Annotated in this window: 14 protein-coding genes; 11 read left to right on the top strand and 3 right to left on the bottom strand. The window is 64.7% G+C overall.

The window, feature by feature from the left end; all coding sequences use genetic code 11:
* The first annotated feature begins 192 nt into the window (after positions 1-192).
* From RT97_RS15885 to RT97_RS15855, 7 genes are all read left to right on the top strand, one after another.
* Positions 193-384, top strand: coding sequence for a hypothetical protein (locus RT97_RS15885; protein ID WP_155403824.1), 192 nt, complete (start codon positions 193-195; stop codon positions 382-384).
* Positions 385-650: 266 nt separating this feature from the next.
* Positions 651-1496, top strand: a complete 846-nt coding sequence (locus tag RT97_RS15880) for an STAS domain-containing protein (RefSeq protein ID WP_042579749.1) — start codon at positions 651-653, stop codon at positions 1494-1496.
* A gap of 10 nt (positions 1497-1506) precedes the next feature.
* Positions 1507-1881, top strand: coding sequence for an STAS domain-containing protein (locus RT97_RS15875; protein WP_042579748.1), 375 nt, complete (start codon positions 1507-1509; stop codon positions 1879-1881).
* Complete coding sequence (locus RT97_RS15870) at positions 1871-2275, top strand: anti-sigma regulatory factor (RefSeq protein ID WP_042579747.1); 405 nt, start codon at positions 1871-1873, stop codon at positions 2273-2275. The genes RT97_RS15875 and RT97_RS15870 overlap by 11 nt, the downstream gene beginning before the upstream one ends.
* A 29-nt stretch (positions 2276-2304) precedes the next feature.
* On the top strand, positions 2305-3294 hold the full coding sequence (locus RT97_RS15865) for an ATP-binding protein (protein WP_080898318.1): 990 nt from the start codon (positions 2305-2307) through the stop codon (positions 3292-3294).
* A 3-nt stretch (positions 3295-3297) separates the two neighbouring features.
* Entirely contained in the window at positions 3298-4167 is an 870-nt protein-coding gene (locus RT97_RS15860; protein WP_042579745.1) for a sensor histidine kinase, read from the top strand.
* A 2-nt stretch (positions 4168-4169) separates the two neighbouring features.
* Complete coding sequence (locus RT97_RS15855; protein WP_042579744.1) at positions 4170-6161, top strand: hybrid sensor histidine kinase/response regulator; 1992 nt, start codon at positions 4170-4172, stop codon at positions 6159-6161.
* Between the two features lie 35 nt (positions 6162-6196).
* Here the strand turns inward: RT97_RS15855 and RT97_RS15850 are convergent, their stop codons facing one another.
* A complete protein-coding gene (locus RT97_RS15850) occupies positions 6197-6667 on the bottom strand; it encodes an Lrp/AsnC family transcriptional regulator (protein WP_042579743.1) in 471 nt (156 codons plus the stop codon).
* A 194-nt stretch (positions 6668-6861) separates the two neighbouring features.
* Here RT97_RS15850 and RT97_RS15845 point away from each other — a divergent pair, with 194 nt between their 5' ends.
* A complete protein-coding gene (locus RT97_RS15845; RefSeq protein WP_042579742.1) occupies positions 6862-8262 on the top strand; it encodes a tryptophanase in 1401 nt (466 codons plus the stop codon).
* Between the two features lie 145 nt (positions 8263-8407).
* Here the strand turns inward: RT97_RS15845 and RT97_RS15840 are convergent, their stop codons facing one another.
* Positions 8408-9310, bottom strand: a complete 903-nt coding sequence (locus RT97_RS15840) for a LysR family transcriptional regulator (RefSeq protein WP_042579741.1) — start codon at positions 9308-9310, stop codon at positions 8408-8410.
* A gap of 99 nt (positions 9311-9409) precedes the next feature.
* On the opposite strand from RT97_RS15840, the gene RT97_RS15835 reads away from it, so the two are divergent.
* The 3 genes from RT97_RS15835 to RT97_RS15825 all read left to right on the top strand — a co-directional run bounded on the left by RT97_RS15835 (position 9410) and on the right by RT97_RS15825 (position 11572).
* Positions 9410-9739, top strand: a complete 330-nt coding sequence (locus RT97_RS15835) for a nuclear transport factor 2 family protein (RefSeq protein ID WP_042579740.1) — start codon at positions 9410-9412, stop codon at positions 9737-9739.
* Positions 9736-10518: an SDR family oxidoreductase gene (locus tag RT97_RS15830; RefSeq protein ID WP_042579739.1), complete on the top strand. Its 783-nt coding sequence runs from the start codon at positions 9736-9738 to the stop codon at positions 10516-10518. Before RT97_RS15835 ends, RT97_RS15830 begins: the two co-directional genes overlap by 4 nt.
* Before the next feature lie 163 nt (positions 10519-10681).
* A complete protein-coding gene (locus tag RT97_RS15825; RefSeq protein WP_080898317.1) occupies positions 10682-11572 on the top strand; it encodes an alpha/beta fold hydrolase in 891 nt (296 codons plus the stop codon).
* A gap of 156 nt (positions 11573-11728) precedes the next feature.
* Here RT97_RS15825 and RT97_RS15820 read toward each other — a convergent pair whose 3' ends face one another.
* A complete protein-coding gene (locus RT97_RS15820) occupies positions 11729-12784 on the bottom strand; it encodes a helix-turn-helix domain-containing protein (protein WP_042579738.1) in 1056 nt (351 codons plus the stop codon).
* Positions 12785-12833: the final 49 nt, after the last annotated feature.

Genomic DNA, 12833 nt, shown 5'->3' with positions numbered 1-12833 from the left:
GACCTTTTGCCGAACCGACATCGGCACCGGTGCATCCGCCATGAAGGGCCCGTCGATCGCCGTGCTTGCTCGCCCACGTCCTCGGCGAGTCCAGAAGGGCGAAGCAAACGCATGGGAAACAGACCGACTGCAACCGACGCAGATGAAGAGTGGCTGGAAGTGCGCATGCGCCGCGGCAGGGAGAGCACGCCCGTGAAGATCAGTCGCGATGTGTTCGACGATCACTTCGGCGCACGAAGCGCAGGGCAATCGTTGACGCTGGCGTACGTCATCAACATGGACGCCATCCATGCGGCCATTCGCGCCAAGCTGGCACGGGGCGGCTACTACACCGTCAACAATCCCATGGAGCTGCTCGCCTCGGACATTGCACGATTGCGCTAGGTCGACCCGACGAAACCAGGAGCCACATCGCATCGCCATTTGATCGAGCCCAAGCAAAAGACATTGCGGCCCTTCACAAGATCGCTTAGAGGCGCCTGCGCGTGTGAGAAACGGCCTACACGAACTGACGATTCTTTGGTGACGAAACCGTGCCCGGGCACGGATGCACCGGCTACGATCTGTAACTTGACCTTTCGCGGCAGGCGCAAGCGTGGTCTACAAGCAGGTCGTTGAAAGACCGCCACTCCAAATTCCAGAGGAACTTCATGAAGAGCGAATACCAAGCGTTGCTGGCCACCCTGCGCGAGGATGAAACCACCGTCATCGATACCTGGCTCGATGAAGCTCAGGTGAGCGAACCCGGCGCGCGCCGAGCAGCGCATGCCGAAGCGGCCGACATCCTGGCCCAGTTGCGCGATGGCCTGCAGGCGGACGGCGATCCCTCGCGATTCGAGGCGCCCGCCTGGGCCGGCCTTCGCGAGACACTGGGCGCACTGTCCAAGACGCGCGCAGCGAAAGGCCAGACGGCCGCAGAGACCAGCCTCTTCGTGCTCGCGCTGAAAAAACCGCTCTTCGCCGCCATCCAGAAGCGCCTGGCCGCGGACCCAGTCGCCATGGCCGCTTCCCTCTGGGCGTTGTCGACCACCGTCGACAAGCTGGCACAGAACACCGTGGCCACCTACCAGCAGGCCCGCGAGGAGATCATCCGTCGCCAGCAGGAAGAGCTGCTGGAGCTGTCCACGCCGGTCGTCAAGCTGTGGGAAGGCGTGCTCGCCGTGCCGATGATCGGCGTGCTCGACAGCAGCCGCACGCAGATGGTGATGGAAGCCCTGCTGCAGCGCATCGTGGAGACCGGCTCCGAACTCGCCATCATCGACATCACGGGCGTGCCCACGGTCGATACGCTGGTGGCGCAGCACCTGCTCAAGACGGTGACCGCGATCCGCCTCATGGGCGCCGATTGCATCATCAGCGGGATCCGGCCGCAGATCGCACAGACCATCGTGCATCTGGGCATCGACCTGCAAGGCGTGCGCACCAAGGCGACGCTGGCCGATGCGCTCGCGCTCGCACTGCAGCAGACCGGCTGGCGCGTCTCGCGCGACAACTGAAAGGCGTGCCGTGGATCGCATTCCAATCCTTCGCATGGGCGAGACGCTGCTGGTGACCATCCAGGTCGACATGCAGGACCAGACCGCACTGACCCTCCAGGACGATCTGGCGGACCGCATCGCCAAGACCGGTGCCTCGGGCGTGATGATCGACATCTCGGCCCTCGAGATCGTCGACTCGTTCGTCGGGCGCATGCTCACCAGCATTTCAGGCATTGCCCGCATCCTTTCTGCGACGACCGTGGTGGTGGGCATGCAGCCCGCGGTGGCCATCACGCTCGTCGAACTCGGCCTGTCCCTCGAGGGCGTGAAGACGGCGCTCAACGTCGAGCGCGGCATGGAGCTTCTGCGGCGTTCCCGGCTGGAGAACGTCCTTGACCATTGAAACCTCAGGCACGTTGCCGCTGCTCACCGAGCAGAACATCGTCGCCAGCCGCCAGATGGTGCGCGCCCTTTGCCAGGATCTGAAGCTCTCGCTGGTCGATCAGACGAAGATGATCACGGCCGCGAGCGAACTGTCCCGCAACACCCTCATCCACGGCGGCGGGGGTCGCATGCGCTGGGAATTCGTCGAACGCAACGGGCGGCGCGGCCTGATGCTGCACTTCGAGGACGAAGGGCCCGGCATCCCCGACCTCGCCCTGGCCCTGACCGACGGTTGGACCAGCGGCAGCGGCATGGGCCTGGGGCTGCCCGGCAGCAAGCGGCTCGTCAATGACTTCGACATCGTGTCGGCGTCGGGCCAGGGCACCCGAGTGAGTATCACCAAGTGGAAGTGACCACGGGCTGGACACACAAGGCGTTTCCCATGGACGACGCGAGCCGCGTGGGCGAGGCGCGTCGGCATGCGGCCCAGGCCGCCGCGGAAATGGGTTGGGGCGAGGTCGATGCCGGCCGTCTGGCGTTGGTGGTGACGGAGCTGGGCACCAACCTGCACCGCCATGCCACCCGTGGCCGGCTGCTGATAGCTTCGCGCCCGACAGCCAGCGAGGTCGAACTGATTTCCATCGACGAAGGCCCGGGCATTCCGGACATCCCGCTCGCCATGCAGGACGGCCACTCCTCGGGCAGCACGCCGGGCACCGGCCTGGGCGCCGTGCGACGGCTGGCGAACGAATTCGATATCCATTCCTCCGTGCCCGACGGGACGGTGAGCGTGGCGCGCGTGCGCCAGATCGCCTCGCCCGGCGCCTCGGCGGGCAGCGCTACCGCGCCAGCGCTCGAGATCGGCGCGGTCTGCCTGCCCGCACCGCACGAGTCGGTGTGCGGCGACGGCTGGGCCGGCTTCACCCAGGAGGGGCAGACCACGCTTCTCATGGCGGATGGTCTGGGCCACGGACCCGAGGCGGCCAAGGCGTCCGACGCAGCCACCGCGGCCTTCGCCGACGCGCCGCAGGACGACCTGCGCGAGACCGTGCAGCGCGTGCATCGCGCGCTGCAGACCACCCGCGGGGCCGCCATCTGCGCGCTGCGCGTCGATGCAGCCGCCGGCACTGTCTCCTACAGCGGCGCCGGCAACATCGTGGGCCGGGTGCTGTCGGGCGTGTTCGACAAATCGATCGTCACCCAGCACGGCACCGCCGGCATGCAGATCCGCAAGCCCGAGATCACCTCGTTCGAGCTGCCGGCGCATGCGCTGGTGGTGCTGCACAGCGACGGCATCGAGACGCGCTGGAGCGTCGATCGCATCCGCCCATTGCTGCAGAGGGATCCCACGCTGGTCGCGGCGGTCCTTTTGCGCGACCATACCCGTCACCGTGACGATGCGACCATCGTGGTGATGCGCCGGAAGGAATAGCCAATGAACAGCACCGACGTGGTCGATGCAGAAGATGCGCTTGCGGCCAGTCGACGCGAAGTCGACGAATTGCGCGCGGAGCTCGAGGAGACCAACCGCGGCGTGGTGGCGCTCTACGCCGAGCTCGACGCCCAGGCGGAGCAGCTTCAGAAGGCCACCGAACTCAAGAGCCGCTTCCTGGCCTACATGAGCCATGAATTCCGCACGCCTATCAGCGCGATCCGCAGCATCGCAAGGCTGCTCAGCGATCGGGTCGACGGGCCGCTGACCCCCGAGCAGGAAAAGCAGGTCGGCTTCGTGGACACCACCGCGACCGAGTTGGCCGAAATGGTCGACGACCTGCTCGACCTGGCCAAGATCGAGGCCGGCCGCGTCGACATCTCGCCGGCGTGGTTCGAGATGGTCGACCTCTTCTCCGCGCTGCGCGGCATGTTCCGCCCGGTGCTGCACAACCCGGCCACCGCGCTGATCTTCGAGGAGCCCGAAGGCCTGCCCAAGCTCTACACCGATGACCGCAAGCTCTCTCAGATCCTGCGCAACTTCATCTCCAACGCGTTGAAGTTCACGCCACATGGCGAGGTGCGGGTGACGGCGATGCCGGTGGGCGAAGACTCGATCCGGTTTTCGGTCGCGGACACCGGCATCGGTATCGCGCCCGAACACCATGCCGCGGTGTTCGACGACTTCTCCCAGGTCGACTCGCCGGTGCAAAAGCGCCTGCGCGGCACAGGTCTGGGCCTGTCCCTGTGCAGGCAGCTCGCGGGGCTGCTGGGCGGCCGGGTCGAAGTGGCAAGCGAACTCGGCAAGGGCTCGGTGTTCTCCGTGACGCTGCCGGTGCAGCTGCAGCGCCAGCCCGCGGCGCAACCGGACTAGCCATGTCGCCCGAGCCGCTGATAAACACCACGATCGACCGATCGCGCCACACAGTGCTTGTGGTGGACGACAACCCCACCACGCGCTACGCCACCGAGCGCGTGATCCGCGCCGCCGGTTTTCAGACGCGCCAGGCGAGTACCGGCGGCGAAGCGCTCATGCTCGCCACGCATCAGATTTCGGCCGTGGTGCTCGACGTGCACCTGCCCGACTTCAGCGGTTTCGAGGTGTGCCGCGAACTGCGCGTCAAGCCTTCGACCGCAACGCTGCCGGTGGTGCATCTATCGGCCACGTTCGTTCGCAACGAGGACAAGGTGGCGGGCCTCAACGCGGGTGCCGACGCCTACTTGGTGCATCCTGTGGAACCCCCGGTTCTCGTCGCGACCTTGCAAGCGCTGATCCGCGCGCGCATGGCCGAGGAAAAGCAGCGAAGCAGCGAAGCGCGATTTCGTGCCATCTACGACCATGCGCCCACAGGCATGGCGCTGATCGACGCCGACGGCCGGTTCGCCGACGTGAATCCCGCGATGGTCGGGATGCTGGGGCAGTCGCGCGACGCGTTGATCGGCCAGCCTGTCAGCGCCTTCGCACCCGACGAATGGACAGCCTTCGTCGAGGCCCACACGGGCGGCGCCTCGCTCACGCCCGCCCTGGGGGCACCGTGGAAAGGCGAATTCCCGCTGCTTCGGCAAGACGCCTCCTGGATCCGGCTCGAATGGACGATGTCTGCCCCCATCGAGCCAGGCTTGCGCGTGGGCATCGCACTGGACGTGTCCGAGCGCTTCGAACTCGAAACGCGCCGCCGCGAAGTGCTCGAGCGCGAGCAGGCCGCGCGCGTCGCGGCCGAGCGCCTGAGCCGCACGAAGGACGATTTCGTCGCCGTGCTTTCGCACGAACTGCGCAACCCGCTCAACGCGATCGGCGGATGGGTGCATCTGCTGAAGGTGGGCAAGCGCACGCCGGAGCAGATGGAAAAGGGACTCGAAGCCATCGACCGCAGCGTCAAGGCGCAAACGCGGTTGATCGCCGACATCCTGGACGTCTCGCGCATCAGCTCGGGCAAGCTGCGGCTGCACCGCGAGTGGATCGAGCCGCGCGGCCTGGTGGTCTCGGCCATCGAGGCGCTGGCCGCGCCGGCCGCTGCCAAGCGGCTGGACATCGTGTTCGAGGCGGGACCTGCCGACCCGCCCGCCTGGCTCGACGCCACCCGCTTCCAGCAGATCGTCTGGAATCTGCTGTCGAACGCGATCAAGTTCTCCCACGAGGACGGGCGCATCCTCATCCACCTGCATCGCGAGGGCGATCTGCTGGACCTTTCGGTGCAGGACTTCGGGCGCGGCATCAGCCAGGATTTTCTGCTGCACCTTTTCGACCGCTTCTCGCAGAACGACTCGCCGGACAACCGCTTCCACGGCGGGCTTGGCCTCGGACTCTCGATCGTCAAGAACCTGGCCGAACTTCACGGCGGCGACGTCTGGGCGCACAGCGAGGGCGAAGGGCTCGGCACCACGCTGCGCGTGACGCTGGGGGTCGTGCCTTCGGACGATGCGCCGATCGTGCTGCTGGACGCCCTCGATGCACGCCCGGCGGTGATCAACGACCGCCTGCTCGCCGGCCTCGATGTGCTCGTGGTGGAAGACAACGCCGATGCCAGCGAAATCATGACCGTCGTGCTGACGGACGCGGGCGCTACCGTGCGCTTGGGCACGGACTGCGAAAGCGCCATGCAGTTGCTCGACCAGAAATGGCCCGACGTGCTGCTCAGCGACATCGGGCTGCCGGGACGCGACGGCTACGACCTGATCCGGGAAGTGCGCCAACGCGAGCATGCGCTCGGCAGGCCGCGGCTGTTCTCGGTGGCTCACACGGCGTTCACCCGGCCGCAGGATCACGCCAAGGCGACCGAAGCCGGCTTCGACGCGCACCTGGGCAAGCCGCTGCAGCCGCATGCGTTGCTCACGTTGATCAGCGGTCGCAAGCGACCCGGCGTCTGAGCCAGCGCCATTGCTGCGCCGCACGCTGTTTCAGATCACTGCTCGGACAAGGGCAACCCCGAGCGCGGCTTGATCTCTTCCAGGCACACGCTGGACTTGACGAAGTTGACGCCAGGCAGTGCCACGAGCCGCTCGGTGAGAAAGACGTTGAGTCCCTCCAGGTCCCGGGCGATGACCTTCAGAACGTAGTCGACGTCGCCGGTGACCGAATGGCATTCGAGCACCTCGGGCATGCCGGCAAGCGTTTGCCGGAACAGCTTGAGATCGCGCATGTGGCCCCGCTCCATGCCGATGTGCACGAAAGCCGTCACCTGCAGGCCCAGCGCGGCGGGCCGCAGGCGCGCTTCGTACCGGGCGATCACCCCGCCCTCCTCCAGGCGATGGTGGCGCCGGCTGCACTGCGCCGGAGACAGTCCTATCGCCTCGGCCAGCTCCAGGTTGGACATGCGGCCGTTCTCTTGAAGAAGGGCAAGGATGCGAACATCGATTCGATCGAGTTTGATCATATGCAATAGCTTCTCACATAAGCATCAATCCATACAACCTTTCCTCTTTTTTCAAACGAGAGGAGGCTGATAAGAAATCTCATCTCTCTCGCTTGAAAGAACAATTGATCGTTGTTCACAACAAAAGCGCGTTGCGTAGTCAATCAGCGCAATGTGCTTCCGTGCAATCCTCATCCTGTGTGGAACCAACGATCATGAAACGCATACCCGAGCCATTTCGCATCAAGACCATCGAACGCATCGCGATGACGACGCGAGAGCACCGCGAGAAGGCGCTGCGCCACGCAGGGCTCAACCCCTTCCTGCTGCGCAGCGACGACGTCTACATCGACCTGCTGACCGACAGCGGCAGCGGCGCCATGAGCGATCGCCAATGGAGCGCGATGATGGCCGCGGACGAGGCCTATGCGGGCAGCCGCAGTTACTACCGGCTGGTCGATACCGTCGACAAGGTGTTCGGCTACCCGTACCTGGTGCCCGCTCACCAGGGGCGCGGCGCCGAGCAGATGCTGTACCCCGAGCTGGTCAAGCGCCGCGGCTCCGAACAGCCGGTGTTCCTGTCGAACTTCCATTTCGACACCACCAAGGTGCACATCGAACTGGCCGGCGCGCGCGCCCTGAACGCACTCAACAAGGAGGCGCTCGACACCAGGGAGTACCACGACTGGAAGGGCAACTTCGATCTGCTCGAACTGGCCCGGCTCATCGAGACGGAAGGCGCTGCCAATGTCGCGGCCATCGTGGCCACGGTGACGTGCAACACCACCGGCGGCCAGCCGGTGGCGCTGGCCAACCTGCGGGCCGCATCGCAGATGGCGCGGCAGGCGGGCATTCCGGTGGTGATAGACGCGACCCGTTTCGCTGAGAACGCATGGTTCATTCGCGAACGCGAGGCGGCGTACGCCCAGCACAGCATTGCGCAGATCGTGCGAGAGATGATGGCCTGCGCCGACATTGCCGTCATGTCGTCCAAGAAAGACGGGCTGGTCAACATCGGCGGGTTCTGCGCTTTCCGTGACGACCAGGATCTCTTCCGTGCCGTGCAGGAGCGCTGCGTCGTCAGCGAAGGCTTCATCACCTACGGCGGCCTGGCGGGCCGGGACATGGAGGCGTTGGCCGTGGGGCTCGAAGAAGCGATGGACCCGGATTACCTGAACTACCGCATCGGGCAGGTCGCCTACCTGGGCGAACGCCTTCGTGCCGAGAACATCCCGATTCAATATCCCACCGGGGGGCATGCGGTGTTCGTGGATGCCGCAGCGTTGCTGCCGCACATTCCCCCCGCGCAGTTTCCCGCGCATGCACTGGCCTGCGAGCTCTACATCGAGTCCGGCGTGCGAGCCGTCGAGATCGGGTCGCTGCTGCTAGGGCGCGATCCGCTGACCGGCAAGCAAGAGAAAGCGCCACTGGAGTCGATGCGGCTGACGATACCGCGAAGGGTCTACACCAACGACCACATGGACTACGTTGCGGATGCCCTCGCGGCGGTGGCCAGACGCGCGCACGCCATCCGGGGGATGGACTTCACCTATGAGCCCAAGCTCTTGCGCAACTTCACGGCCAGGTTCTGCTGGGCTTCCGAAAGCGCAGGATAAGTTCAACACCAACGCACGACGTCGCACGTGTTCCTGTTTGGCCGCGCGCACGATAGAGCGTGCGCGAGCAGCGGGGGACGGACAGGCGGACGCTGAGCTGAGCGGTCGATGCAGCGAATCGGCGGCCGCTTGCACGCTCCTCGACCTACGGTCGAGGCTTGTCCAGCATGCAGTCGATGAAAGCTCGCAACGCCGGGGGCATGTGGCGTCTGCTGGGGTGATAGAGAAACAATCCCGGGCGCGTGATCGACCAATCGGCGAGCACCTGCACCAGCTGGCCTTGGGCAAGATGCTCATCCACGCTTGTGCGCTCGAACGCATACGCAATGCCCAATCCCTGCAGCGCCGCAGCCACCCCGATGTCGGAATTGTTGGTGACCAGCGGTCCTTCGACCGGCACCTCGATCCGCTCTCCCTTTTTCTGGAACTCCCAGCGGTAAGCGCGTCCGTCGGCCTGGAGTCGCCAGTTGATGCAGGCGTGGTCGTGCAGGTCCACCGGCGTGCGTGGCGTGCCGCGATGTGCCAGGTAGTCTTGAGACGCCACCGCAATCATCTTCACGTCTGGCGTCAAGCGCACCGCGATCATGTCCTTCTCCAGTCGGCCTCCCACGCGGATACCGGCATCGAAGCGGCCACCGACGATGTCGCTGAGTGCATCGTCCACGACGATGTCGAGCACCACCTCGGGGTGCGCACGATGAAACCGCCCCAGCCGGGGCGCGATGACCTGGCGCGCGGCCATTCCCAAGGTGTTGATGCGCAGCGCGCCGCGCGTATGACCGCCGGTCGCACTTGCTTCGTCCACCGCCTCGGCCATTTCGCGGAACAGTGGAGCGATGCGCTCATGAAGCTGTGTCCCCGTGGCGGTAGGCGCCACGCTGCGCGTGGTGCGGTTCAGGAGTCTCGTTCCCAATCTCGCCTCGAGTTGCCGGATTGTCTGGCTCAGAGCGGAAGGCGAAAGCCCCAGATGCTCGGCGGCTCGCGCAAAGCTTGCTCGCTCGACCACGGCGGAAAAGGCCTTCAACTCGGCGAAATCGGACCCGCGCATTATGTATTTCCTACTTCATAACTCATGAAGATTCTAGGAGATTCTCTAATTGATCCCGCAGGCGCATTCTGAGGACTTCATCACCAAGGAGTCGTCTCCATGCACCAGCTGAACCTTCCCGAACCGATTGCCGCCTACTACGCGGCTGAGCAACAAACTCCCGAAGCGCTTGCGCGCTGCTTCACCGCGCAAGCCGTCGTCAAGGATGAAGGCCATGCCTACACCGGCCCGGAAGAAATCAAGGCGTGGAAGGCGGCCGCATCGGCCAAATACACCTTCACGACCGAACCGCTTGTCCTGGAGCAGGAGCAAGGCGCTCAGCTTGTTCGAGCGCGGGTGACAGGCGACTTTCCCGGCAGCCCCGTGGTTCTTCAATATCGCTTTCGCCTCCAACGGGGACTGATCGCATCGCTGGAGATCACAGCATGAGCTTCGACCTTCAAATCGCCGGCTTGCGCGCGCTCGTCACGGGCGGGACCAAGGGTGTTGGCGCCGCAGTCGTTCAAGCTCTGCAGGACGCCGGTGTGCGCGTGATGACCACGGCACGCGCCGCGCCCGCGCGGTCGACCGGAGACGTGATTCATGTTGCCGCCGATCTTTCGACGGCCGAGGGCGCGGACAAGGTGGCGCAGTCGGTGCTCCAACACTGGGGTGGCGTGGACATCCTGGTCAACGTGGTCGGCGGCTCCAGTGCGCCGGGCGGCGGTTTTGCAGCGCTTGACGATGCACAGTGGTTCGCCGAACTCAATCACAACCTCATGCCGGCCGTCCGGCTCGATCGAGCATTGCTGCCGGCCATGCTCGCGCAGGGTTCGGGCGTCATCGTCCATGTCAGCTCGATCCAGCGCGTGTTGCCACTGCCGGAGTCGACGACTGCCTATGCGGCCGCCAAGGCTGCCTTGTCTACCTACAGCAAGGCGTTGTCGAAAGAGGTGACACCCAAGGGAGTGCGGGTGCTGCGCGTCTCCCCCGGATGGATCGAGACCGAGGCGTCGGTGGCGCTGGCCGAGCGCCTCGCCGACCAGGCGGGCACCGACTACGAGGGCGGCAAGCAGATCATCATGCAATCGCTTGGCGGGATTCCTCTCGGACGGCCAGCCAAGCCGCAGGAGGTCGCCGACCTGATTGTCTTTCTGGCATCGCCACGGGCAGGCTCGATTTCAGGCTCGGAGCACGTGATCGATGGGGGCACGGTCCCGACGGTTTGACGGGCCAAGCCCATTACCCACAGGCTGCTTCACAAGGCAGGCGCGGACTAGCCCCATACGCCTAAGTGCTTGAGGGGCATAGGCCCGCTGCGACCTCGAGGCACGCGTTCGTCTCGATCTTTTATTGCGTACATCCAGAAGAATTCAGCCTGAGGTTTTGCCGATGCGCGTTTTACGCAATCGATATTGCGAATCTCAGGCCATTTTCGCAACCCCTTTCATTGCGAATTTTTCTACGATTTCGACTCTTTCCATCAACTTCAAAGGCAACACAGTGAACTCACTTATTCGCAAGTTTTTCGTCGCCGCTGTAGCAACCGCCAGCATCGTGGGCCCCGGTGGCGGAGCCCATGCACAGCCGGCTCAGGCCAAAAACGTCGTGCTGGTCCATGGCGCCTTTGCCGATGGATCGGGCTGGCGCGGTGTCTATGACGAGCTCATTGGACGAGGCTACAAGGTCACCATCGTCCAGAACCCCTTGACGTCCCTGGCGGACGATGTTGCGGCGACCCAGAGGGCACTCGCCCGCCAGGACGGTCCCACCATCCTCGTCGGTCACTCCTGGGGTGGCACGGTCATTACCGAGGCGGGCACCAATCCGAAGGTTGTCGGTCTTGTCTATGTCTCTGCCCTGTCGCCCGACGCCGGCGAGACCACCAGCGAGCAGTACGCCGGATTCACGGCCCCTGATTTCGTGATCGACACGCAGTCCGACGGATTCGGATTCGTCAATCGCGAGAAGTTCAAGATCGGCTTCGCCGGAGATGCCAGCGATGCGGACGCGGCGTTCCTGCGCGACTCGCAGGTGCCGATCGACATGTCGGTGTTCGCGACCAAGCTCAATCACGCAGCATGGCGAACCAAGCCAAGCTGGGCCGTGATTGCGACCGAAGACCGGGCGTTCGATGTGCGGATGCTGCACAAGATGGCCAAGCGCATCGGTGCCACCGTTCAAGAGGTCAAGGCAAGCCACGCAGTCTTCATGACACAGCCGAAGGCTGTCGCCGATGTGATCGATCGTGCGGCCAGGGAAGCCGGGCGCAAAGCCCAGTGATCCCGTCAGACGCGGCACTGACCTTCAACGTCGACTGGGGCGCGCTGCATGTCCGTGACGACGCGTGGCGCGCTTCAGGCCAGTGGGCTGGATGCTTTGCATCGTCGTCCGCATGCCGCTCGCATGGTCCTGCCGGCTGCAGGCCCGATCGCCTCTCTAGGGCTTGGCCATCAACTCGCGAAGCTTCACTTCGTCGGAAGCAATTGCAGCGAGTTCCAGCAGGGTGCGCTTTTGGCTGGCGTCCAACTTTCGCGGGCGAAAGTCGATGACGCAGATCGACCCGAGTGCGAAGCCGTCAGGGTCGTAGACCGGCGCGCCCGCATAGAAGCGGAAGTGGGGAGCATTTGCGACCGCGGGGTTCAGCGCGAAGCTGGGATGCTCTTTCAAGTCTCGGACTTCAAAGATCCCGTTCTGCAAAACGGTGTGATTGCAGAACGCCCAACTGCGGGGCGTTTCGGCCATCGCCAGGCCTTGGCGAGACTTGAACCACTGCAGCTCCGGAGTCAGCAACGTCATCAGTGCGATGGGCGCCTTCAATGCGCCGGCTGCAAGCCAGGTAATCCGGTCGAACCGATCCTCCGCTGGCGAATTGACCAGCCCGGAACGCCGCACCGCCTGAAGCCGACTTCCTTCGTTGGGCGCCAATGGGAAATCGCCTTGCACGACTTGGTCGACGAGGCGCGGTGGATCGCTGGTCAACTGCCTTATCGTCTGCGCCACCGTATCGGGCGACGCTTGCTGCACTCGGGGGGGCAAGTCTCCCGACTCGATGTGTGCTTGGGCGACGCCCACGAACTCGGTGTTCTTCAGACGGCTGTCTGTCGCCAGGTTTTGCAGCAGCGCCAATCCGGGGGCTTTCCATCCGTCCAGATCGACCGCAACCACTGCGGGCGCGCGACCGCCTGCGGCAACGGCCGCAGACCATACGTCCGTAAGAAATTGCGGGGCGATATGTCCGATCTCCGCGAACAGTTGCCGAAACATCGGGAGTCGCTCCTGCGTGGTCACCACGAGGACTGCTGCCGAGGCATGCCGCACATCGGCCTGGGCTTGCTCCATCAGTGCGTCGACATCCGAACGATGAACGCGCCGATGCCCACCGGGCGTCTTCCATGACGGCAGCCCGCCCCCTTCGATCAGGAGCTGAGCGGTACGAACCGAAATGCCAAGCAACCCAGCGGCTTGTGTGGTGGTCAGGACACTGTCTTTCATCGGGCTGAGATCTCGGGGCGGCCCCGCAAAGCGGCGTACGCCGAGGGGG

The organism is Variovorax paradoxus (assembly GCF_000834655.1).
GTDB classification, from domain to species: domain Bacteria; phylum Pseudomonadota; class Gammaproteobacteria; order Burkholderiales; family Burkholderiaceae_C; genus Variovorax; species Variovorax paradoxus_F.
Note: the sequence above shows the minus strand (reverse complement) of the source record. Positions and strands in the feature narration are given on the sequence as shown.